Source organism: Candidatus Latescibacterota bacterium (assembly GCA_020633725.1).
GTDB lineage: Bacteria > Krumholzibacteriota > Krumholzibacteriia > JACNKJ01 > JACNKJ01 > VGXI01.
In genome coordinates, this window is record JACKDC010000002.1 from 648,559 (window position 1) to 670,819 (window position 22,261).

The following is a 22,261-nucleotide window of genomic DNA, read 5'->3' on the forward strand; positions in this document are numbered from 1 at the left end:
TTCGGCCTAGAGTTGGTTCGCGCGGCGCGCGGCCTCGGCCACGCGCTCGGGGGGTTCGGACGTGAAGCAGAAGCGCGCCCAGCCGTCGTAGTCGGCGCCGAAGTGCTCGCCCGGGCTGACGATCACGCCGGCCCCGAGCATGCGCTCGAGCTTGGCGTCCTCGCCGAGCCCGGCCCACCGCTCGCGCAGATCCAGGAACAGGTAGTAGCCGCCGTCGGCGGGCAGGTGCGGGACGCGCAGCGTCGTCAGCGCGGCCTCGAGACCCTGCCGGTAGGTTTCGCGCAGCCTGCCCCGGATCGCGTCGTGCGCGGCGAGGGCGCGGATCGCCATCACCTGCGCGGGGCGGTTGGGCTCGTAGCCCGCGGCCACCTGGCCGGGGTTGAGCGTGGCGATGACCCCGCGCGGCGCCGCGGCGTAGCCCAGGCGCAGTCCCGCGGCCGCGTAGCTCTTGGACGCGCTGAAGATGCTCACCGTCCGCTCGAACATGCCGGGCAGCGCGGCGATGCTGAGGTAGGGCTCCTCGCACCAGACGAAGTCCTCGTAGGCCTCGTCGGCGAGCACCCAGAGGTCGTGCTCGCGGGCGAAGTGGGCCAGCGCCTCGAGCTGCGCGCGGCGCAGCATGACGCCGGTGGGGTTGTTCGGGCTGTTGAAGTAGATCGCGCGGGTGCGGGGCGTCAGCGCCGCGGCCAGCCAGCCGCCGAGGTCGCCCGCCGGGTCCACCGCGAGACGATCGAAGCAGGGCACCTCCACGAGGCGCATCCTCGCCGCCGAGGCCACCACCTTGAGCATGGTCCACTCGGGGGCGAGGGTGAGGATCTCGTCGCCGGGCTCGAGCAGGCGCGTCATCGCGAGGAAGAGCGCGCCCGTGGAGCCGAAGGTCACCTGGATCTCGCGCGGATCGCTCACGGGCAGCGCGTTGCGCGCGCGCAGCTTGGCGACGAGACGCCGCCGCAGCTCCGGTTCCCCCTGGGTGTCGCCGTAGCGCGAGAGGCGCTCGGCCCAGGGTTCGTCCTCGCCGGCGAGCGGCGTGCCCAGCTCGGGCGGCAGGTCGAGCCAGGTGTCGCCCACGTGGAGCGCGATGGGCGCGTCGCCGCGTCCCGCGCCCGCGCCCGCCGCGATGGCCGCGCTGATGCGGTTGAAGAGCGTGGGCTTGAAGTCGCGCGCGGCGACGTCCGCCGGACGTCCCACCGCTAGGAGGTCTCGCGCTGGCCGGCCACGAAGTCGCGCGCGCGGCTGACGCTGTCCTTGGGGCTCACCTTCACCTGGGCGTCGAGGATCTTGCCCTGCGGGTCCACGATCCAGTGCGAGCGGATCACGCCCATGTACTTCTTGCCGTACATCGACTTCTCGCCCCAGGCGCCGAGGGCTTCGAGCAGCGTGTGCTCGGGGTCGGAGAGGAAATCGAAGGGGAACTTCTCCTTGGCCTTCCACTTGGCCAGCGCGGCGGGCTTGTCGGGGCTGAGGCCGAGCACCTTCACGCCGTGCCGGGCCAAGAAGCTCGCCTGCTCCTTCATGCCGAGCGCCTGCACGGTGCAGCCGCTGGTGGCCGCCTTGGGAAAGGCGAAGAGCACCCACTGCTCGCCGCGAAGGTCCGTGTGCTTGACGGTCTCGCCGTCCTGGTTCTCCAGCTTGAACGCCGGCAGCTTGGCGCTGGGCATGGCGTCTCCTTTCGTGAGGGTTCGGGCAGCATAGCGGCGGGAGCGCCTCGGCGCCAGGGGGCTAGCGCTCGGCGGGGTCCATCAGCAGCAGCGGATCCACCAGCTGACCCTGCGCGCTGACGCCCCAGTGCAGGTGCGCGGCCGTCACGCGGCCGGTGGCGCCGACGCGGCCCAGGATCTCGCCGCGGCGCAGCGGCTGGCCCACCGTCACACCGATGGCCGAGAGGTGGTAGTACATGCTCACCAGGCCGTCGCCGTGGTCCACGTAGACGCAGTTGCCCGCGAAGTAGTGCTCGCCGGTGAGGATCACGACGCCGTCCGCGCAGACGCTCACCGGCGTCCCCGCCTTCGCCCCGAAATCCACGCCCGTGTGCGGATTCTTGGGCTCGCCGTTGAAGAAGCGCCGCAGGCCGAAGTCGCTGGTGGTCCGGCCCGCCACGGGACGGCTCAGCGGCAGCGGCCAGCGCGGCGAAGGGGTGACGCGGCGCAGGGCCTCGCGCGTGGCGGCCTGCTCCTTGCGGATGCGCTCCAGCTTCTCGGGGGACATCTCGTTGAACTCCTGCGCGACCTCGAGATGCTGCTCGGGGTAGTCGCGGGGCTCGCGCGCGATGCCCTGCGTGACGCGCTGCGCCACGCCGCGCCGCCAGGCCGTGACCGTGAGCGTGTGGACGTCCCCGTCGAGACGCTCGTGCATGCCCATGCCCAGCACCGCGCGCGCCTCGAGCCCGCCGGGCCCGGGCAGCAGCGCCGGCCGCAGGGTTTCGCCGAGCCAGTCCACGCGCAACGAGTCGGTGCCGGTGTCGGCCGCAACGGCGATCACGAAGGCCGTGCCCTCGTCCACGCGCTCGGGGCAGTCGAGCAGGAGTTCGCCCACCGCCGTCGCGCGCGGCGCGAGAGCGAGCAGAATGACGAACGCGGCGGCGCGAAGGCGCATGGACTCTCCTAGGGCGTGAACTCGGTGCGAGCGTAGAGCTGCACGGGCTCCAGCAGCGCCTGGCTCAGGCCGAAGCGCCAGGTGGCGCGGTTGCCGTCGACGCTGTCGGCATTGCTCTCCAGCACCGGGCCGGGCAGCGTGAGGTGCAGGGTGAGGTCGCTGGTCGCCACGAGGTCGGCGCCCGGCAGGAGCGCCTCGAAGGCGGCGTCGCCCGCCTCGCTGCTCTCGCCGAGCACGCCGTCCAGCAGAGCCGCCAGGCGCGTGGTGGTCAGCGCGGGATGTCCCGGCGCGAGCACCGCGTGCATCTGCGTGGCGAGGGCGCCGACGAAGGTGTGGTAGGCCGCCTCGCTGGACTCCGCCTGCTCCAGCGCGAGGTAGCGCTGGGCGGCGCCGGCCGCGAGGCCGTGCAGTTCGGCGCGCTCGAGCGGGTTGAGCCCCTCGATGGCGTCCTCGAGCGCGGCCGTCACCACGTCGGCGACGATCCCGCTCGCCGCCGGCAGGATGCCGCTCCAGGTGAAGCGCTCGCGGTAGCTGAGGCTGCGCCGCCCCGGCGTCTCGTCGAGCTGCACCTCGACCTGGTTGCTCAGGAGGACGTCCCCGTCGGCGGGCAGCGCGCCGGCGCGTCCCGGGATCGCGATCTCGCCGTCGAAGGAGGGCCAGTCGCCGGCCGCGGACACGCGGCGCTCGCGGCGGAAGACGAGCCGGCGCGGGTCGTCCTCGCTGGCGACCTGCCGCCAGCCGGCGGACTCGTCGAGGGAGAAGCCCAGCCGCAGCCGCGAGGCCGAGGTCTCGGGCGTGGGGCCGGGGACGTCGCCGCGCAGCTCCACGCTGCGGCTGCCGCCGCCGTCGGCGCCCAGCGTGATCTCGACCTCGTAGTGCTGGCAGCCTGCCAGCGCGAGCAACACCAGCGGGAGCAGCAGCCGGGACATCGCCACACCTCCTCGCCGCCCGGTGGGACGGCGGAGGCAGGATAGCGCGACAGGCCCCGCGGGTCACCCAAAAGGAAGGCCCGGGGCACCTGCCCCGGGCCAACTTCTGCCGGCTAGCGAGCGCTACTTGAGCAAGGTCAGCTTGCTCGTGTCGACGCTGCCGCCGGCGGTCTCGAGGCGGGCGAAGTAGACGCCCGAGGAGAGCGCGCGGCCGCTGTCGTCGGTGCCGTTCCAGGTGACGCTGTGCCGGCCGGCCTCCTGGTGGCCCGCGACCAGCGTCGCCACGCGGCGGCCCGCCACGTCGAAGATGCCGACCCGCACCTCGCCGGCCGTGGCCACGGCGTAGCGGATCTCCGTCTTCGGGTTGAACGGGTTGGGGACGTTGGCCAGCAGGGCGCTGCGCTGGGGCGCGGCGCCGTCGCCGGCGGCGGTCACGTCGCCGCTGATCCCCCAGATCTCCACGTCATCCACGTTCCAGCCGCTGAAGAGCCAGCTGCTGTCCGTGGTGCCCATGGTCCAGCGCAGGTAGACGGTCGACTGGCCGTCGGCCACCGCCGAGATGTCGTACTCCATGGACTGCCAGCCGTTGTCGGTCACCTCGGCGGCGTTCTGCCAGAGCTCGACCCAGTTCACGTTGTCGTTGCTGACGCGAACGTAGGCGTGGTCGTAGGCCGGCTGCTCGACGTTGAGCCAGCGCTTGAACTTGAGCTGTGTGGCCGTGAGGTTCGAGCAGTCGAAGGCCGTGCTGGTGAGGTGGTACTCCGGCATGTTGTTCGTGTAGTCGCCGTTCAGGTTGTACCCGTAGACGTAGCTGCCGGTGAAGCCGCTGGACGGATCCGCGTTGCCGTGATCCGCGCCGCCCCCACCGGTCGGCGTGCCGAAGGCCCACTGGCCCTGGGTGCTCCAGCCGGGGTTGCTGTCGAAGGTCTCGCTGATCTGCAGCGACGGCGCGCCGATCTGCAGGTCCACGCTGCGCTGCGTGTCGCCGTCGCCGGTGCTGACGTTCGTGAACAGCACCGTCGCGTGCTGCAGCCCCTGGGGCAGGCCGTTCGCGCCGCTGTTGATGCTCACGGTCACGTAGGCGGTCGCGCCCGGGGCGAGCGTGCCGCCGCCGGTGACGTCGACCCAGCTCGCGTCATCGGTGACGCTGAACTGGATGCTCGCCTCGCTCGCGTTCTCCACCGTGTAGACCTTGCTGTCGGGCGTGAAGGGACCGCCCTGGTCGCCGCTGGAGACGAGGCCGTCGGCCGGGGTCACGCGCATGCCCGTGGCGGCGGGGTCGAAGGTGTCGAGGACCGTGGCGCCGCTGCCGATCGGGTCCAGGTAGGCGCTGAGGCCGTGGGTCCAGGACACCGAGAAGCGACCGTACCAGTCCGAGGTCTGGCTCGTGCAGGACGCGTAACCGCCGTGGAGCTGCCCCACGACCCTGTGGGCCGGATTAAAGAGCGGCGAGCCCGACGAACCCGGCTCCGTGGTGCCCAGGTCCCAGTCCGTGATGCGGATGTGGGTGCCGTCGCCGGGGATCGTGTTGCTCAGGTAGCTGGTGGTGCTGGTGGGGTCGTACTCGAAGCTGATCGACTTCTCGTCCGTGTTCGGATGGTGGATCGCGATCGCCGCGCTGGGGTCGGCGCTGGTGTTGTCCCAGCCCGCGTAGGTCACCAGCCAGGCGGGGTTGGGCAGTTCGTCCAGCTCGACCAGCGTGAAGTCCGACGCCGCGTAGGACGAGCGGAAGAAGGAACCGGTCTGGTGCTGGGCCAGCGAGCCGCAGCACTGGTCGCCGCAGTTCGGGCTCTCGAAGTTCCAGTAGACGACGAGCGAGGCCGCGTTGCCCGCGGTGATTCCGCAGTGGTTGGCGGTCATGAAGTAGGGCGTGCCGTCCTGGGCCGTGTTGTTCACCATGAAGCCGGTGCAGAAGGTGCTGCCGCCCGTGGAGATGACGCCCACCGCGGGGATCTCGCCACGCCAGTCGTCGCCCTCGGGGCAGACCACGTCGACGTTGCAGGAGCCCGAGCGATCGCCGGCGGCGAGATCCTGACCGAAGCCGCGGTAGCCCACGTTGATCGAGCCGAGCGTGAGCAGCACGCGGCTGACGGCCTTCTCGGCCACGGTCAGCTCCACCACGATGTCGTCCGTCAGGAGCACCGGCGTCCACAGCTCGCCCAGCGCGGCGTTGTCGGCGGCGGTGTAGGCCTCGAGGCCGCTGGAGTAGTCGGCCGCGGTGATCACCAGGCGCGCCGTCTCGGGCAGGTCGTAGACGGTGAAGCCGAGGTTCAAGCTGACCGCGCCGGGGGAGCTCACGCGGAGCCGCCACACGCGATCGCCGTTCGGCAGCGTGTCCCAGGTGCCGCGGGTGGCCGGGTTGACGTCCACCGGGTAGGGGATCGCGAAGCGCGGGGGCAGGCCCTCCGCTTCGCGCTCCTCGTCCTCGAGGCGAGCCAGGCTGGCGTCGACCACGGGGGCCTGGTAGCGATCCACCAGTTCCAGCGACGTCAGCGCGTGGTTCAGCGCGGCGGGGGTGGCGGGAAGCGTGGCGCCGAGGGCGGTCGCCGCGGTGGCGAGCAGAAGGGCGAGCCCGAGAAGCGGTCTCAGCAGACGCATGGTCGTCTCCAGTGTCGTGGGGGGTAGTGCATTGCCTACGCGAAACGCCCGGCCAGCGCGCCGGGCGCTTCCCAATTCGGACCCAAGCATAGCACAGTTTCGACGCTATCGTCAGCATTCCCGTTGCGCACGGGTTCGCTATAGTGGATAATCTTGGGCTTACCCTTCTCATGAAGCCCCATGGAGGTTCCGCCATGCTTACCCGGCACCACCCTCTTTCCGGTCGCCTAGCGAGGGCCTCCGCGCTCCTGCTGCTCTTGCTGGCCCTGGCGCTGCCGGCCTTCGGAGCGCCGAACGAGATCCTGCTCGCGGCAGGCAGCCTCGACACCCGCCAGCCGGTGGCGCCGCCGGCCGATCCGAGCCTGCGGATCGCCCCGCCCGATCCGGACGAGAGCGCGCACTGGATCGTCCACTGGAACACGGACGTGAGCACGGCGCGCAAGGACGAGCTGCGCAGTCTCGGCGCGGAGCTGCTGGGCTACCTGCCCGAGCGGGCCTGGCTCGTGCGCATGACGGGCGCGCAGGCCGCCGCCGCCGGCGCGCTTGGCAGCGTGGACTACGTGGGGCTCTGGCAGCCCGCCTACGCGCTCAGTCCCGAGATCGGCACGCATGTGTACCAGGACCCCGAGCGCCGCGCCGACACGCGCCTGCGGCTCGTGGTGGACCTCTTCCCCGGCGTCGACGCGAACCTCCTCGCCGCCGGCGCCCGCAAGCTGGGCGCCGCGCTGGACGGCCTCTACCCCGACGCGCGGGCCCCGCGGCTTCGCCTGCGCATCGCGCCCGAGCGGCTGCACGACCTCGCGCGCCTGCCGGGCGTCGCCTGGATCGAGGAGCAGGCGGAGTACGTCGAGCGCAACAACAACGTCGTCTGGATCGTGCAGACGGCCCAGAGCGGCAACACCGCCATCTGGGACCACGGCATCCGCGGCGAGGGCCAGGTGCTGGGCCACATCGACAGCGGTTTCGTGGAGTCGAGCTGCTACTTCGACGACCCCGACGGCGATGCCCCCGGCCCCACCCACCGCAAGGTCGTCTACCAGGCCGACAGCAACAGCAGCACCCATGGGACGCACACCGCCGGCACGGCGGTGGGCAACCAGACGCCCGTCACCGGCGCGAGCGACTACAACGGCGTGGCCCCCGAAGCGCGCATGGCCACGAGCCGCTACAACGCGGGCGGCTTCAACCTGTACACCGAGCTGGCCAACCACTACAGCTACGGCGCGCGCGTGCACACCAACTCCTGGGGCAACGACGGCACCACCGCCTACACCTCCGACTGCCGCGACATCGACCGCTACAGCCGCGACTACGAGGACGCCATGGTGGCCTTCGCGGAGACCAACACCAGCACGCTGAAGACGCCCGAGAACGCGAAGAACGTGCTGGCCGTGGCCGCGACCAACAACCCGAACTACGAAAACCACGGCTCCGGCGGCACCGGTCCCACCGCCGACGGCCGCCGCAAGCCCGAGATCTACGCGCCGGGTTGCTCGAACCGCTCGGCGAGCACCTCGTCCTGCAGCACCGTCTCGCTCTGCGGGACGTCCATGGCCTGCCCCGCCATCGCCGGCTCGGGCCTGCTGGTGCGGCAGTACTACACCGATGGCTTCTACCCCAGCGGCGCGGCCAACGCGGCCGACGCGTTCACGCCCAGCGGCGCGCTCCTGCGCGCGACGCTCATCAACGGCACCTTCGACATGACCGGCGTCGCCGGTTATCCCTCCAACCTGGAGGGCTGGGGCCGCCTGCAGCTGGACGAGTCGCTCAGCTTCACGGGCGATGCGCGTCACAACTGGGTGACCGACGTCCGCAACGCCGACGGCCTCCAGACCGGCGACAGCACCGACTACCCGCTGATCGTGAACAGCGCCGCCGAGGCGCTCAAGGTGACGATGGTCTTCACCGACCCGCCGGCGACGGTGGGCGCGGCGCAGCCGATCATCAACAACCTGGACCTGGAGCTCATCGCGCCGGACCAGACCAGCTACCGCGGCAACGTCTTCAGCGGCGGGCAGAGCGCGCCGGGCGGGAGCTTCGATCCCATCAACACGGTGGAGCGCGTGGTCCTCGACGCGCCGCAGACCGGCAGCTGGACCGTGCGCATCCACGGGACGGACATCCCCGACGGCCCGCAGGGCTACGCGGTGGTGGCCGGCGGCGACGTGTCGGTCACGCTGACGGCCGTGCCCGACGGCGGGACGGTCGCCGCGGCGCTGCCCCGTCTGGGTGAGCCCCAGCCGAACCCCTTCAACCCGAAGACCACGTTGCGCTTCTCCCTGCCGCACGCCACGCGCGCGACGGTGGCGATCTTCGACATCGCGGGACGTCGCCTGGCGACCCTGGCCGAGGGCAGCTTCGGCGCCGGCGACCACGTGGTGGAGTGGAACGGCCGCGACGGGTCGGGCAAGTCCCAGCCCAGCGGCGTCTACTTCGCGCGCCTGGAGGCGGAGGGCCTCGTCGACATGAGGAAGCTGACGCTCCTGAAGTGACCAACTCCGACCCTGCTCCGAGCCAGCACGCCCCCTCTCGCTCGACTCCGCTTCGAAGTCGCTCGCGAGAGGGGGCGCGCTGTCTCCGGCAGGCCCGTTGGCGACTTCGGAGCGTCGGCATCCGAGTCCTGCCGGGCTGGCGGAAGCCTGAATGCGCTCCTCACGCGAGACTCCCGCTTGTGCGATCCGGGGGGGCTGGACTATCCTGAGGCCGGCCGGTTGCCGAAAGGAGCCTCGATGCACGTCCGTCAGTCCTGCGGCGCGCCGCGCGTGAAGTCCGTTCCAGCGTGGGCGGATTGATCGCGTGGACTTCAAACAATTCCAGCTCGATCCCCGCCTAGCGCGCGCCATCGACGACCTCGGCTTCATCGAACCGACGCCCGTGCAGGCCAAGGCCATGCCGCCGGCCCTGGAGGGACGCGATCTCATCGGCCTGGCCCAGACCGGCACCGGCAAGAGCGCGGCGTTCATCCTCCCGATCCTACAGCGGCTGCTGGGCCAGGAGCTCGGCCGCACCCGCGCGCTGCTGATCGCGCCCACGCGCGAGCTCGTCGAGCAGCTGAACGAGAACGTGGAGGCGCTGGCGGCGCACACGGAGATCCGCTGCGGCACCGTCTACGGCGGCGTGAAGTACCGTCCGCAGATCGAGCGCCTGAAGAAGGGCGTGGAGATCGTGGTGGCGACCCCGGGACGTCTGCTCGACCACATGGAGCGCGGCCACGCCGCCCTGCGCGAGCTCGAGGTGCTCGTTCTCGACGAGGCCGACCGCATGCTCGACATGGGCTTCCTGCCCGACGTCCGCCGCATCCTCCGCAAGCTGCCCCGCAGCCGCCAGACGATGATGTTCTCGGCCACCATGCCCTACGACATCCGCCGGCTCTGCACCGACATCATGCAGGATCCGGTGACGATCGAGATCGGCGCCCGCGCGCCGGCCGAGACCGTGAGCCACGCGCTCTACGCCGTGGCGCCGATGCACAAGAGCGAGCTGCTGCTGGCCATCCTGCGGCAGACCGACACGGAATCGGTGCTGGTCTTCACGCAGACCAAGCATGCCGCGCGGCATGTCTTCATGGAGCTGCAGAAGGCGGCCTTCAGCGTGGCCGTGATCGAGGGCGACATGCCCCAGGGCGAGCGCCAGCGCGCGCTGGACGGCTTCCGCGGCGGCAAGACGCAGATCCTCGTGGCCACGGACATCGCCGCGCGCGGTCTGGACATCTCGCAGGTGTCGCACGTGATCAACTTCGACATGCCGGCGACGGTGGACGACTACACCCACCGCATCGGCCGCACGGGTCGGGCGCTGCACACGGGCGACGCGTTCACGTTCGTCACCCACGAGGACCTGGAGATGGTGGTCCGCATCGAGAAGGTGCTGGACACCGCGCTCGACTACAGCCACGTGGAGGGCTTTCCGCACTCGCCACCGCCCTGGGATCCGCTGGGGCGTCCCAAGGTGGAGAAGCGGGACCGGCGCCGGCCGTCGCGCCCGGGCCTGCGCCGCCGCTAGGGCTTCTTCTTCAGGTTCTTGAGGGCGTCCAGCCCCTTGTTGATCAGATCCGAGCCCTGCTCCTGGAGCTGCTGGCGCGCCTCGGCGGCCAGCTGCTGCTCCAGCGCCTTGGTGTCCAGCGTGACGGTGGGGCTCTTCGTCGTGCCCTTCACGTTGAAGTCCAGCACCACCTCGCCCTTCGCGTTCTTCAGGAAAGCGAGCACCGAACCGCTGCCCAGGCGCGACACCGTGCTCGGCCCGAGGGTCCACTTGCCCGCGAAGTCGAGACCCCCGTCGAGGCCGGCGGAGCCCGTGGCCTGGATCCAGCCGTCCTCGAAGGGCAGCCGCAGGTCGCGCGCGAGCACGCGGTCGTCGCGGACCTGGAAGGCGTGCTTCAGCTCGCCGATGCCGTAGCGGTCCTTCGCGGGCAGCCCCGCGAGCTGCGCGAGATTCTTGAGCAACGGCAGGTCGACGAGCGCGCCGTTCGCCAGGTCCACCGCGGCGTCGAGCGCCAGGCCGCGCGGCTTGAGCGCCTGGGACAGCGTGAACGTGAAGCCGGTCTTGGTGCTCAGGTTGCCGTCCACGCCGCGGTCCACGGGCGTGAACGCCTGCAGGAAGGCCGGCGCCTGCACGCGCGTGACGTCGAAGTCGCCCTTGCAGTCGAAGTCGCCGTCGGGGCGCGGGGTCATCGTGAAGCCGCCGTCGAAGCTGCCGCCCATCAGATTGCCCTTGAGCGCCTCGAGCTTGAGCCCGGCCGGATCCGCCGTCATCTGCCCGCTGAGCGACTCCACCGTGGCCTGCGGGCTGACGAAGCGCTGCACCGCGAAGTCCACCCGCCCGGGCAGCGGCGGGATCAGCACCGGCGCCGCGGCGGGCGCGGCGCCGGCCGCTGGCTTCGCGCCCTTCTGCGCCGGCACGACGAAGTCCGCCAGGTCGAGGACGCCGCTCCGCAGCGTGAGCGCCACGCGGGGCGTGCCGAGGAGTCCGTCCACGCTGCCGTTCGCGCGCAGGTCGGAGGATCCCGCGCTGGCGCGCATGGACTTCAGCGTCAGGTGCTCGAGGCCGCCGTCCAGTTCGAGGGCCTCGATCTTCAGGGGCTTCGCGAGGGTCGCTCCCTCCACGGTGGCGGGCCGCGCGCTCAGCTGGAGCTGCGCGCTGGGGGCGCGGCTGCTGTCGGCGGGCAGGATGGCGCTGCCGGACAGGCGCGCGCCCTCGAGCTTCATCGTCACCGGCTTGCCGGTCGGGGGCGTGCTGGTGAAGGCCATGGCCTGCAGCTCCGCGCTCAGGCGAGGGATCGTGAGCGCCTCGGGCGAGGGGACGAGTGCGAGGTCGAGCGTGCCGGCCGGGGTCGTCCCCTCCAGGCGCGCGCCCTTTGCGCTGGCGCTCTTCAGCGTGCCGGGGGCGAGCTGGAGGCCGTCGAGGGCGATCGTGCCGCCGGTGGATGCGCCCAGCGCCACCGGGCCTTGCAGCGTCGGCAGCTCGAGGTCGAGTAGCTCGGGCGCGGGACGGGTGAGGCGCAGCGTCGTGGCCTCGACGCGACCCTTGACCTCGAGGCCGGGGGCGTCGAGTTGCAGGGGTTTGGCCATCAGCGCTGCGAGGGGCGCGCCGGCCGTGCCCGTGAACGCGCCGCTCGCGAGGTGGAGATCCGGCGGCGCCGGGGCGTCGCCCTTGGCGGTGCCGCCGGTCAGGGCGAGGTCGGTGAGTCGCGCCTCGAGGCGCGGTGCGTCCAGGCGCTGGGCCCTGCCGTCGAAACGCGCGTCGAGTGACGCGGCGAGGCCGGTGCTGAAGTCGCGGCCCGTGGCGGTGCGTCCGCTCAGTCGCGCGCCGCTCAGGGTGGCGCTGCTGGTGACGACGCCCGCGCCCGGTTCGAGCGCGAGGGGGAGCTGCAGCGCGGGGACGGTGAACGTCATCGGCGCGTCGCCCGGCGTGCGCAGCGTGAGGTCGGCGATCTCGGCGGTCGCATGCATCACGAGGGCGGAGAGATCGGGCGGCGAGGCCTGGAGCGCGGGCAGCGCCCCGGACAGGCTGCCGGTCAGCTCGAGGCCGCCCATGTCGATCTGCGGAGCGTCCGCGCCCCCGGCCAGCCGCAGGGACGCGAGCTTCAGATCGAGCTCGCCAAGGTTCAGCGCCTCGCCGACGAGCTGCAGGTCCAGCGCCAGGGTGGCGTTCCCGCTCAGCGTGCGGCCCTCGGGCAGCGTGGCCTCCAGGCCGACGTCCTCGAGAGTGCCCTTCAGAGAGAGCTGCAGCGTCTCGCCGGACTTCACGGTCGACGCGAAGCGCCCGCCGCCGATCGCGCAGCGCAGGTCGGCGCCGCCTTCCTGCAGCAGGTGGATGCGCGCGTTCTCGAGACGGACATCCGGGGCCGCCAGGGCCACGGCGGCGGTGCTCGCCGCCTCCTGACCCTCGGCCTCGGCCCGCGGTGTGCCGGCGGGGGGCAGAAGCAGCTCGGCGGAGGGGTCGACGAAGGTCAGCGTGCTGACGGCCACCTCGCGGTGCAGCAGCGGCCCCCAGGCCAGGCGGGCCTTGAGCAGCGGCAGGTCCAGCTCCCGCAGCCCATAGCCCGTGGAGTCGGCGCCCAGCTCGAGCTGCTCGAGTTCCACGGACACGCCGCGGAGGCCGAAGGCGATCCCCAGGTGCGCGCAGTCCACCGTGCGGCCGAGCGCCGCCTCGGCGCGCGGCAGCAGAAGCGCACGGAGCTTGGGCTCGGGGAACAGGGCTTTGAGCAGGAGCGGGGACGCCAGCACGAGGACCAGCAGCAGCCCGAGGACGACCAGCAGCACCTTCTTCACGTCGAATGGCCTCCTTGCGACGATTGGGACAGGGACACCCCGAGCATGGTGCAGGGTTCCCCATTTGTGAAGGCCAACCCTTGTGCCGCGGAAAATGTGCCCCCGTCCTTCCCGCCCAGATCTGGGATGGAAACGGCGTGGACATCCATCCTGTCGGGGGTCTCCCCGGCGGTCTCTGCTGCAGAGGCGAGAAGACACAGTCTCCGCGGCACAAGGGAAGTGCACGGGCGGCAATATGGGGGATGCCGTAGCCCCGGCAAGCGTGGCCTGTACAATCTGGCAACTTCACATCATGAAGTTTCAGACCCAATAGCGCTCAAGTATCCCTTGACAGCATCCGATATCCGGTCCAAGCTTTCGAATGTGAAGCTTAAGGAGCCCAGGCCGTGCCCGACTTCGACGAGATGCTCAGCTCCGTGGCCCGCCTGGCCATCATCGCCGTCCTGATCGCCGGGGAGCCGGTGGCGTTCACGGATCTCAAGGAAAGAACGGGGCTTGCCGATGGCAACCTGCACGTGCAGACCCGCAAGCTGGCCGAGGCCGGCTACCTGGAGATCCTCAAGGGCAGCCGTGGCGGCCGTTCCTGGACGCGCTTTCGCATCACGGAGCACGGTGTGAGCGCGCTCAAGCTTCACGTTCGGAAGTTGCAGGCCATCCTGGATCGCGAGATGGGGGAGATCGGCCCCGTGAAGAGGGGCCGCCCCAGCGACGATTCCCAGATGTGGTCCTAGCGCCCCGGGCGCGTCCCGGGGGTGGGTGAGAGAAACCGGGCCCTGTGCCCCTGTCCCGAGGCCACGCCATGCGCATTGCCCTGGGTGCCGACCACGGCGGCTACGCGCTCAAGGAGCAGCTCTCGCTGAAGCTCCGCGCCGCGAGCCACCAGGTTTTCGACATGGGCACTTCATCGAATGAAGCCGTGGACTACCCCGTCTTCGCCCGCAAGGTGGCCGAGGCCGTGGCCTCGGGCCGCTGCGAGCGGGGGATCATGGTCGACGGCGCCGGCATCGGCTCGGCCATGGTGGCCAACAAGGTGCCCGGCGTGCGCGCCGCTCTCGCCTACGACCTCTCCAGCGCCCGCAACAGCCGTGAACACAACGACGCGAACGTCCTCACGCTGGGCGCCGGGCTGATCGGCCCGGACCTCGCCTGGCAGATCGTGGAACTCTGGCTGGGCGCCGAGTGCAGCGCCGAGCGGCACCGCCGCCGCGTGGCCATGATCGAGGACGCTCCGGGCATGGGGAGCCGTGCGGCAATCCCCGCCGGCACCGCTGGGTCAGCGACAGGCTCAGCGGGGCCGGCACCTTCTCCTGCCGGTGGGCTGCCCCTGGACGAGGATCAGCTCCAGCGGCTCCTGGCCGAACTGGCGCCGCTGCTCGCCGCGGGCGAGGCGCCGTCGACGGCGCCCCCGGACGCCCGCCGCCTCCTGGCGCTGGGGGCGAGCCGCGTGGGCAGCCGCAGCGGCGGGTCGGCCGAGCCCGACCTCGCCGGCTCGATCGACCACACGCTGCTCAAGCCCGACGCCACGCCCGACCAGATCCGCGCCCTCTGCGCCGAGGCGCGCGAGTTCGGCTTCGCCGCCGCGTGCATCAACCCGGTCTGGGTGCCGCTGGCGCACGCGGAACTGGCGGGCAGCGGTGTCCTGACCTGCGCGGTGGTGGGCTTTCCGCTCGGCGCCACGCATCCCGAGACCAAGGCGCTCGAGGCGCGCCGCGCGATCCGCGAGGGCGCGAGGGAGATCGACATGGTCATCAACGTCGGCGCGCTCAAGGCCGGCGACGACGACACCGTGCTCCGCGACATCCGCGCGGTGGTGGAGGCCTGCCGCGACGGCGGCGCGCGTTGCAAGGTGATCATCGAGACCTGCCTGCTCACCGACGACGAGAAGCGCCGCGCCTGCCGCCTCGCCCGCCGCGCGCGGGCGGACTTCGTGAAGACGTCCACGGGCTTCGCCGGCGGCGGCGCCACCGAGGCCGACGTGGCGCTCATGGCCGCCGAGGTGGCGGACGCCGGCCTCGAGGTGAAGGCCTCCGGCGGCATCCGCGATTTCGACGCCGCCCGGCGCATGCTCGCGGCCGGCGCCACGCGCATCGGCGCCAGCGCCAGCGTGGCCATCGTGCGGGAAGCGCGGGGGCAGGCCGCGCCGGCGGCGAGCTGAAAGGACGGACATGGTCGATCTGCGCGCATACGTCTTCCTGGACCGGCTGCAGCCGCAGTTCGCCAGCTTCCTGGCGACGGTGGCGCAGGGCTTCCTGCCCACGGCCGGCGAGGCCTGTCTCTTCGTGGAGATCAGCCCGGGCATCGAGATCAACCGCGTGACCGACGTGGCGCTCAAGTCCACGCAGGTGACGCCGGGCATGCAGATCGTCGAGCGGCTCTACGGCATGCTCGAGATTCACTCGAAGAGCCAGGCGGACGTGCGGCAGGCCGGGCAGGCCATCCTCGACGCGCTGGAGGTGGAGGAGGAGCAGCGGCTCAAGCCGCGCGTGCTGTCGAGCACCGTGATCCGCGCGGTGGACGACTACCAGACGCAGCTCATCAACCGCATGCGCCACGGCAACATGATCCTGGCCGGGCAGAGCCTCTACATCCTCGAGTGCGAGCCGGCGGCCTACGCCGCGCTGGCGGCGAACGAGGCGGAGAAGGCCGCGGAGATCAACATTCTCGAGGTGCGCGCCTTCGGCAGCTTCGGGCGCGTGTATCTGGGCGGCGAGCAGCGTCACATCGACGCGGCCTGGCCGGCCGCGGTGAAGGCGGTGGAGGCCCTGAGCGGCCGAGTCCGCGAGGCGAAGTGATCCCGGGACGCGAGTCCCACGACGGAGGAAGGACGAAGGAATGGCAGACGCACTGGGCATGATCGAGACGCGCTGCTTCCCCGCGATGGTGGAGGCGGCCGACGCGATGGTCAAGGCGGCGCGCGTGGAGCTGGTCAGCTACGAGAAGACCGGCGGCGGCTACGTGACCGCGGTGATCCGCGGCGACGTGGCGGCGGTGAAGGCCGCCTGCGACGCGGGACAGACCGCCGCGGCGCGCGTGGGCGAGATGGTGGCCGTCCACATCATCGCGCGTCCGCACGCCAACGTGGACCTGGTGATCCCCCTCGGCCGTCAGGCCGAGCCGGCCAAGTCCAAGTAGGGGGCGGCCGTGAACCTGGCCGTGGTGCTGGGCACGGTGGTGGCCACGCGCAAGGAGCCGAGCCTGGACGGGCTGAAGTTCCTGCTCCTGGGGCAGCTCGGTCCCGACGGGACGGCCACCGGCGGCACGGTGGTGGCCGCCGACGCCGTGGGCGCCGGCGTGGGCGAGAAGGTGCTCTACGCCAGCGGCAGCTCGGCGCGGCAGACCCGCGTCACCGAGAACCGTCCCTGCGACGCCGTGGTGATGGCCATCGTGGACAGCTGGGAGATCGAGGGCGAGGAGCGCTACCGCAAGGGCCGCGATGACTAGCTTCAGCGAGGCGGAGCTGAAGGCCCTGGCGCGGGAGCTCGCCCGACGCCTGCAGGGCGGGCCCCCTTCGGCCATGACCGCCGCGGCGCCGGCCGTGGCGGCGGACGGCATCCACCCCGACGTGGACTCGGCCGTCGCGGCCGCGGCGCGGGCCTTTGCGGTCTACCGCGCCGCGCCGCCGAGCCTGCGGGCGCGCGTGGTGGCGTCCATTCGCGAGCGGCTGCTGCCCGAGGCCGAGCGCCTCGGGCGCCTCGCCCACGAGGAGACGGGCCTCGGCCGCGCCGAGGACAAGACCCGCAAGAACCGTCTCGTCACGCTGAAGACGCCCGGTCCCGAGGCGCTCGCGCCCGCCGCGGCCAGCGGCGATCGCGGCCTCACGCTCTACGAGCGCGCGCCCTTCGGCGTGATCGGCGCCATCACGCCCACCACGAATCCCACGAGCACGGTGATCTGCAACAGCATCGGCATGCTGGCGGCGGGCAATGCGGTGGTCTTCAACGTCCACCCGAACGCGCAGGGCTGCTCGGCCGAGACGGTGCGGCTGATCAACCGTGCGGTCGTGGGTGCGGGCGGTCCGGCAGACCTGGTCACTTCCGTCGCCGACCCCACCATCGAGAGCGCGCAGGCGCTGATGCGTCACCCCGGCGTGCGCCTGCTGGTGGTCACCGGCGGCGCGGGCGTGGTGGCCGAAGCCATGCGCAGCGGCAAGCGCGCCATCTGCGCGGGCCCGGGCAACCCGCCGGTGGTGGTGGACGAGACCGCCGACCTCGAGCGCGCCGGCAGGGACATCGTCTTCGGCGCGTCGCTGGACAACAACATCATCTGCGTGGACGAGAAGGAGGTCTTCGTGGTGGCCCAGGCCGCCGACGGCCTTCTCGCCGCCATGCGACGCCACGGCGCCCGCGTGCTCAGCGCCGCCGAGCTGCACCAGGTGGAGGGGCTGATCTTCGCCGAGACGCGCGGCCCCGACAAGCCCGGCGTCATGGCCAAGCGCTGGATCGGGCAGGACGCCGCCGCCATCCTCGCGGGCGCGGGCCTCGCCGGCGATCCGTCGACGCGTCTGCTGGTGGCTGACGTCCCCGCCTCGCACCCCCTGGTCTGGACCGAGCAGATGATGCCCGTGCTGCCGGTGGTCCGCGTGCCCGACGCCGACCGCGCGATCGACCTGGCCCTGCGCGCCGAGCACGGCTTCGGCCACTCGGCCGCCATGCACTCGCAGCATCTCGGCCGGCTGAGCCGGATGGCGCGGGAGATCAACACGTCGATCTTCGTCAAGAACGGGCCCTGCGCCGCGGGGCTCGGCGAGGGCGGCGAAGGTTACTGCAGCTTCAGCATCGCGAGCCCGACCGGTGAAGGGCTCACCGGTCCGCACAGCTTCAGCCGCGAGCGCCGCTGCGTGCTCGTGGACCACTTCAGGATCGTCTAGCCGTGCGCGCCCTCGACGAGATCGCGCCCCCCGCCCTCGCGCTGCTCGAGTACGACGGCGTGCCCGCCGGCGTCGCGGCCGCCGATCGCATGCTCAAGCGCGCGCCGGTGTCCCTGATCCGCGCGGGGACGGTGCAGCCCGGACGCTTTCTCGTCCTGCTGGGCGGCAGCGTGGCCGCGGTGGAGGAGGCCTACGCCGAGCGCGGCGCTCCCCTGGACGCCATCCTGCTCCCCGACGCCCACCCCGCCCTCGCTCCCGCCCTGGCCGGCGAGCGCGCGGCGGCGCAGTCGGCGGCGATCGGCCTGCTCGAGGGCGCGACGAGCGCGTCCCTCCTCGCCGCGGCGGATGTGGTGCTCAAGACGACACCTGTGGGAATAGTGGAACTGCGCCTCGCCGACGGCCTCGGCGGCCACGCCTACGCGATCTTCGACGGCGAGCAGGCCGACCTCGAGGTCGCCCTCGACGCCGGCGCCGCGCGGCTCGGCCCGCGACTCACGCAGCGCGCGCTGCTGCCGCGCCTCGACGACACCCTGCGCGCCCTGCTCGCCGCGGGCAGCCGCTTTGCCGACTGTGCGTCGCTCGCGCCCGACGGCGCGGAGTGGCCGCCGGCCACGGCGAAAGGACAGGGCTGATGCATCTCGCGCGCGTGATCGGCACGCTGGTGCCCTGCACCGTCACCGAGGGCCTCGCCGGCGTGCCCCTGCTCTGGGTGCAGCCGCTGGACGCGGCGCTCGCGCCCGCGGGCCGCCCGCTGGTCTGCGCCGACGGCACGCGCATGGCGGGCCGGGGCGAGCTCATCTACTTCGTGGCCAGCCGCGAGGCGGCGCTGACCCTGGAGCCCAGCTTCGTGCCGGTGGATCACGCGGTCGTGGGCATCGTGGACAGCTATGCGCCGGACGACGCGGACGCGCCGTCGCCCCGGCGCTCGCGCGGGAGGAAGGCATGATCCTCGGGCGCGTGGCGGGGCGGATCACGTCGACGATCCATCACCCCTCGGTGAAGGGCCAGCGCCTGCTGCGGGTTGACCGGCTCGATGGGAGCGGCTATCTCATCGCCATGGACAGCGTCGGCGCGGGCGCCGGCGAAACGGTACTGGTCCTGGACGAGGGCAACGGCGCCCGCCAGGTGCTCGGCGATCCTGCCGCGCCCGTGCGTTCGATCATCGTCGGCATCGTCGACGACTACCCCGAGGAGGCCGCTCGATGAAGCGCCGCCAGGTCGCCACGCTGCTGACCGTCTTCGCCGTCGCCGTCTGGCTCGCCGGCTGCGGCCACGTCGAACCGGATAGCCCCTGGCTGCTGCACGTGGCGCAGTTCAGTCTGCCCTACGGCAACTCGCGGCTGCTGACCTACAACTACCCGCAGCTCACGCTGAAGCACGAGCGCGAGCTGGGCTCCCTGACCACGCGCGCCATGGCCACGCCGGGCGCCGACGAGATCTGGGCCGGCAGCGAGGGGTCGAAGGACATCCTCATGCTCAGCGCGTCCGGGGATTCGGTCCTGGGACGGGCCAGCCTGGGCGCGTCGGCGGGGGCGCTGGCCTTCGATGCCGCCGGTCGCTGGGGCGCGATGGCGCACGGCGCGGTCATCCAGCACGACGGCGAGGCGCCCAACGCGTCGCTGATCAGCCGCAAGTCGCGACAGCCCGTGCGCGCGTTCCGGGTGGGGCTCAACCCGCGGGCGGCCTGCTTCGACCCCGCGGGCGATCGGCTCTTCGTGGGCAACACGGGCGATTCGACGATCAGCGTCATCGACCTGAAGGCGGGCCACACGGTGGACTCGCTGGTGGTGGGCTGGAGCCCCGTGAACATCAGCGCGGATCCGCTGGGGCGCTGGCTCTACGTGAGCTGTCTGGGCATGCCCGGCCACACGGGGCGGCGCCAGGGCGAGGTGCACGTGCTCGCGTTGCCGGGGCTGGAGGAACTGGCCCGCTTCGAGGCGGGGCAGCACCCCTCGCAGGTGACGCCGCTGCCGGGCGGCGATCGCATCCTCGTGAGCGAGCTCAAGGTGGGGCCCGAGGTCTGTCAGCTGCGGCTCTTCGACGTGGCGCAGGACGCCGCCGGCGCGCCCTCGATCACGCTCAAGAAGGAGATCCAGGCGGGGACGAATCCGCTCGCGGGCAGCCTCAGCCCCGACGCCAAGGTCTTCGCGGTGCCCGACTTCGGCGCCTGTCGCGTGGCCCTGATCGACATGGAGGGCGAGCGCTTCCTGCGCTGGCTGCAGCTCCCGGGCGCCCAGGGCGAGCACTTCGCGGTGGACGCCGTCTGGACGCGCCGGCCGGGGGCGGCGATCGAGGCCGCCGGCAGTCCCTAGGTGCTCGGCGCTTCCGGCAGATCGTAGACCATGAAGACCGTCGACGGCGTCACCGGATACTCGAAGCGGATCTGGTAGACGTCGAAGTCCGCCGACTCCCAACCCAGGCGATTCAGCATGTAGGCCGCCAGTTCGCCCTGCCGCGGCAAGTCGGGGCTGTGCAGCACGCCCGGCCCCCGGCCCAGCGACTGCACCTGCTCGCGCGCGGTGAGCACGTGGTCCAGGCGACGATCCTCGTTGGCGTCGGGCAGACTCGCGGTGGGGTCTCGCAGCAGCACGAGCCCCGGCGTGAGCGGTCCGTAGGTCTCGCGGTGGATGAGCAGCGTCAGGTAGAAGCTCTCGCAGGGCGTCCAGGCCTCCGCGCGCATGATGCCCTGCGTGTTGTTCTCCGCCTTCCAGCGCGGCGCCGCGGCGCGCAGCACCACGCCGCTGAACCAGTCCACGGCCGCCTGCATCCCGATGTCGGGCGTCACCAGGCGGCCGGAGACGCGGCCGTTCACCTCCCGCGTGGCTTCGAAGGGCGGCAGGGGCTGCGTGCAGAACTCCTGCAGCAGGGCGGGTCCCACGTTCTCGTCCCCGGGGATCGGCGAGCCCGTTCCGGCGAGCTGGAAGGCGTCGTCGCGCACGCCGGCTGCGGCGCGCGGCAGGGGCGCGTCTTCCCGCAGCCGCTGCAGTCCGTGGTGCCCCTGCACCAGGGCGAAGTCCACGAGCTCCGGACGGTCCGCGGTCGGTTGGATGAAGATCATGGTGCTCTGCACCTGCGCCACGCTTCCGTAGAGGTGGCGGTTGGCGCGGAAGGCCGCCTTGCGCTGGTTCAGCGAGAAGAGCTCGGCCTCCTGGCTCGGGCTCAGCGAGTAGATCATGCTGTCGAAGGTGTTGCGGTCGCCGGCGCAGCGCTTGACGAAGCGCTCGAAGGCCGCCATGTCCGCTTCGAGCGTGTCGAGCAGCGTGGCGTCGAGGCCCTTGCGCCGGCCGGCCTTCACGATGCTGCGCGCGTTGGCCGGGCCGGGTACGTAGGGCCCGGCAGCCAGCGGGGTCGGCGCGCCGGCCACCCTGGCCACCTTCCAGCTGATCTTCATGTCGAGGTTGAGGGCGCGCTGCAGGTCCACCGCGCGTCCGCCCGTCCCGCAGGCCTCGCGCAGCAGCGCCGCGTAGGCGATGCGCAGCCGATTCAGCAGCTCGGAAGCCTGCTGGGCGAAGGGGGCGGTCTGCGTGGCGGTGGATCGGGTCATGGTCGGGTCCGCGCGACTCTAGGGTCTGGGGGCGTCACTGGCAATGGGGGAATGGTACTTCGATGGCCTGAAAATTTCAAGACAGTTTTCATGAAAGTCTTGCGCCCCAGTCCCCGTGAGGCTATACTCGCCTTCGCTTGGACACACCCTTGGTCCCTGACCCCGATGGAGGAGAGCATGAACAAGACCGCGATCATCACCGCCGTGGCCGCCCTGCTGCTGGCCGTGGGCGTCGCGCAGGCCGACGTCGTCACCGACGATTTCGAGGGCGGCGTGAACATGGGCTACTGGAGCTTCTCGGGCGGCGACGTCATCGAGACGACCGGCGGCAACCCCGGCGCCTGGCTGCACAGCCCCACCCTCGACACCTTCGCGCCGATCCTCGACACCGCCTACGGCGTCGAGTTCTTCACCGGCGACTACGTGGCCGGCCACGTCACGCGCATCAGCGGCGACTTCCAGACGCTGCACGCCGACTTCGGCACCGCCGGCTATCCGCTGGCGCTGCTTCTGCGCGACGCGGCGGGCACCTACGACAACATCGAGGACGACGTCTACGTCTACTGGGTGGACGAGAACCTGTGGATCCCCCAGGCCGGCGACGGCTGGACCCACTACGACTTCGACATCCCCAGCGACTTCGAGGGCGCGCCGGGCGAGCTGCCGGCGGGCTGGTTCGGCGGCAGCTACATGACGGGTTCGGACGTCTTCCCCAGCGACCGCACCTGGCAGAGCGTGCTGGCCAACGTGGAGAAGGTGGAGTTCTGGTGGATCCACCCGGCGTGGTTCGGGATCTTCCAGCAGTGGGAGGCGGGCGCCGACAACATCGAGCTGGAGCTCATGGTGACCACGGCCACGGAGGAGAGCAGCCTCAGCGCGATCAAGGCCCTGTACTGATCGCCTGCCACGAAACGCAGAAGGGCCGCTCCCTGAAGGGGGCGGCCCTTTCGCGTTGCGCGCT

The 22,261-nt window shown here is 71.7% G+C and carries 20 protein-coding genes; 13 read left to right on the plus strand and 7 right to left on the minus strand.

Going from position 1 to position 22,261, the window contains the following annotated elements:
- Positions 1-6: 6 nt before the first annotated feature.
- The 5 genes from H6693_07280 to H6693_07300 form a co-directional block, all read right to left on the minus strand.
- On the minus strand, positions 7-1,188 hold the full coding sequence (locus tag H6693_07280) for a pyridoxal phosphate-dependent aminotransferase (GenBank protein ID MCB9515981.1): 1,182 nt from the start codon (positions 1,186-1,188) through the stop codon (positions 7-9).
- Positions 1,189-1,190: 2 nt separating this feature from the next.
- Positions 1,191-1,658 carry a peroxiredoxin gene (locus tag H6693_07285; protein MCB9515982.1) on the minus strand — a complete coding sequence of 156 codons (468 nt, stop codon included), beginning with the start codon at positions 1,656-1,658 and terminating at the stop codon, positions 1,191-1,193.
- A gap of 61 nt (positions 1,659-1,719) precedes the next feature.
- Complete coding sequence (locus tag H6693_07290) at positions 1,720-2,592, minus strand: M23 family metallopeptidase (GenBank protein MCB9515983.1); 873 nt, start codon at positions 2,590-2,592, stop codon at positions 1,720-1,722.
- A gap of 8 nt (positions 2,593-2,600) precedes the next feature.
- The gene (locus tag H6693_07295; GenBank protein MCB9515984.1) at positions 2,601-3,521 is read right to left on the minus strand and encodes a hypothetical protein; all 921 of its coding nucleotides are present in this window, start codon (positions 3,519-3,521) and stop codon (positions 2,601-2,603) included.
- Positions 3,522-3,644: 123 nt separating this feature from the next.
- Positions 3,645-6,119 carry a trypsin-like peptidase domain-containing protein gene (locus H6693_07300; protein MCB9515985.1) on the minus strand — a complete coding sequence of 825 codons (2,475 nt, stop codon included), beginning with the start codon at positions 6,117-6,119 and terminating at the stop codon, positions 3,645-3,647.
- A 194-nt stretch (positions 6,120-6,313) separates the two neighbouring features.
- Between H6693_07300 and H6693_07305 the strand changes: the two genes are divergently transcribed.
- The gene (locus H6693_07305) at positions 6,314-8,611 is read left to right on the plus strand and encodes a S8 family serine peptidase (GenBank protein ID MCB9515986.1); all 2,298 of its coding nucleotides are present in this window, start codon (positions 6,314-6,316) and stop codon (positions 8,609-8,611) included.
- Between the two features lie 304 nt (positions 8,612-8,915).
- Positions 8,916-10,121, plus strand: a complete 1,206-nt coding sequence (locus H6693_07310) for a DEAD/DEAH box helicase (protein ID MCB9515987.1) — start codon at positions 8,916-8,918, stop codon at positions 10,119-10,121.
- Here H6693_07310 and H6693_07315 read toward each other — a convergent pair.
- Positions 10,118-12,889 (minus strand): hypothetical protein, encoded by a 2,772-nt coding sequence (locus H6693_07315; GenBank protein ID MCB9515988.1) that lies wholly within the window; start codon positions 12,887-12,889, stop codon positions 10,118-10,120. The two genes, H6693_07310 and H6693_07315, sit on opposite strands and share 4 nt — an antisense overlap.
- Positions 12,890-13,275: 386 nt before the next feature.
- Here H6693_07315 and H6693_07320 point away from each other — a divergent pair, with 386 nt between their 5' ends.
- The 10 genes from H6693_07320 (at position 13,276) to H6693_07365 (ending at position 20,068) form a co-directional block, all read left to right on the plus strand.
- On the plus strand, positions 13,276-13,620 hold the full coding sequence (locus H6693_07320) for a transcriptional regulator (GenBank protein MCB9515989.1): 345 nt from the start codon (positions 13,276-13,278) through the stop codon (positions 13,618-13,620).
- Between the two features lie 68 nt (positions 13,621-13,688).
- Positions 13,689-15,044, plus strand: a complete 1,356-nt coding sequence (deoC, locus tag H6693_07325) for a deoxyribose-phosphate aldolase (GenBank protein ID MCB9515990.1) — start codon at positions 13,689-13,691, stop codon at positions 15,042-15,044.
- A gap of 10 nt (positions 15,045-15,054) precedes the next feature.
- Positions 15,055-15,681 (plus strand): hypothetical protein, encoded by a 627-nt coding sequence (locus H6693_07330; protein ID MCB9515991.1) that lies wholly within the window; start codon positions 15,055-15,057, stop codon positions 15,679-15,681.
- A 40-nt stretch (positions 15,682-15,721) separates the two neighbouring features.
- Positions 15,722-16,021, plus strand: coding sequence for a BMC domain-containing protein (locus tag H6693_07335; protein MCB9515992.1), 300 nt, complete (start codon positions 15,722-15,724; stop codon positions 16,019-16,021).
- 9 nt (positions 16,022-16,030) lie between these two features.
- The gene (locus H6693_07340; protein MCB9515993.1) at positions 16,031-16,330 is read left to right on the plus strand and encodes a EutN/CcmL family microcompartment protein; all 300 of its coding nucleotides are present in this window, start codon (positions 16,031-16,033) and stop codon (positions 16,328-16,330) included.
- A complete protein-coding gene (locus H6693_07345) occupies positions 16,323-17,756 on the plus strand; it encodes an aldehyde dehydrogenase EutE (GenBank protein ID MCB9515994.1) in 1,434 nt (477 codons plus the stop codon). The genes H6693_07340 and H6693_07345 overlap by 8 nt, the downstream gene beginning before the upstream one ends.
- 2 nt (positions 17,757-17,758) lie before the next feature.
- On the plus strand, positions 17,759-18,388 hold the full coding sequence (locus tag H6693_07350; GenBank protein MCB9515995.1) for a BMC domain-containing protein: 630 nt from the start codon (positions 17,759-17,761) through the stop codon (positions 18,386-18,388).
- Complete coding sequence (locus tag H6693_07355) at positions 18,388-18,702, plus strand: ethanolamine utilization protein EutN (protein ID MCB9515996.1); 315 nt, start codon at positions 18,388-18,390, stop codon at positions 18,700-18,702. Before H6693_07350 ends, H6693_07355 begins: the two co-directional genes overlap by 1 nt.
- Positions 18,699-18,962 (plus strand): EutN/CcmL family microcompartment protein, encoded by a 264-nt coding sequence (locus H6693_07360; protein ID MCB9515997.1) that lies wholly within the window; start codon positions 18,699-18,701, stop codon positions 18,960-18,962. Before H6693_07355 ends, H6693_07360 begins: the two co-directional genes overlap by 4 nt.
- Positions 18,959-20,068, plus strand: a complete 1,110-nt coding sequence (locus H6693_07365) for a hypothetical protein (protein MCB9515998.1) — start codon at positions 18,959-18,961, stop codon at positions 20,066-20,068. The genes H6693_07360 and H6693_07365 overlap by 4 nt, the downstream gene beginning before the upstream one ends.
- On the opposite strand, the gene H6693_07370 is transcribed toward H6693_07365, so the two are convergent.
- Positions 20,065-21,300, minus strand: coding sequence for a hypothetical protein (locus H6693_07370; GenBank protein MCB9515999.1), 1,236 nt, complete (start codon positions 21,298-21,300; stop codon positions 20,065-20,067). The two genes, H6693_07365 and H6693_07370, sit on opposite strands and share 4 nt — an antisense overlap.
- 177 nt (positions 21,301-21,477) lie before the next feature.
- Between H6693_07370 and H6693_07375 the strand changes: the two genes are divergently transcribed.
- Entirely contained in the window at positions 21,478-22,197 is a 720-nt protein-coding gene (locus H6693_07375; protein ID MCB9516000.1) for a hypothetical protein, read from the plus strand.
- Positions 22,198-22,261 lie beyond the last annotated feature (64 nt).